The sequence below is a fragment of the Neisseria sp. P0021.S007 genome (assembly GCF_051956855.1).
In genome coordinates this window covers 1-612 of sequence record NZ_JBQCXA010000748.1, presented here as the reverse complement: position 1 = coordinate 612, position 612 = coordinate 1, and the positions used below count along the sequence as shown (strand labels likewise).

Below are 612 nucleotides of genomic sequence, written 5' to 3'. Positions count from 1 at the left end.
CTGCAGCTTCGGCAGGATATTTGGCTTGATATTGAGCGAAGAGTTCGTTCCATTCGGCCTCAAGTTTCGCGCCTTTTTCTTTTGCATCCCATGCTGCATAGATTTCTTGAGGGATTTCAAACGCAGGATAAGCCCAACCCAAATGTTTGCGCGTGGCTTCGATCTCATCCGCACCCAAAGGCGCACCGTGGGTTTTGTGACTGCCTTCTTTGTTGGCACTGCCTTTACCGATTAAGGTTTTGCAGCAAATCAGGGAAGGTTTGCCGGTTTCGGCTTTGGCCGCTTCAATGGCCGTCTGAATGGCATCAGTGTCATGACCGTTTACATTTGGAATCACATGCCAGCCGTAGCTTTCAAAGCGTTGCGGAATATTTTCGGTAAACCAACCGTCCACTTTACCATCGATGGAAATATTGTTGTCATCATATAAAACAATCAGTTTGCCCAAGCCCAAAGTACCGGCAAGCGAGCAGGCTTCATGCGATACGCCTTCCATCATGCAGCCGTCGCCCATGAAAACGTAGGTGTAGTGGTCAACGATATTCAAACCGTCTTTATTGAATTCGGCAGCCAAGATTTTTTCGGCCAAAGCCATGCCCACAGCGTTGGCAA

The 612-nt window shown here is 48.5% G+C and carries 1 pseudogene; it reads right to left on the bottom strand.

The window, feature by feature from the left end:
• A pseudogene (locus ACTHUR_RS15745) lies at nt 1-612 on the bottom strand (transketolase); the annotation flags it as partial.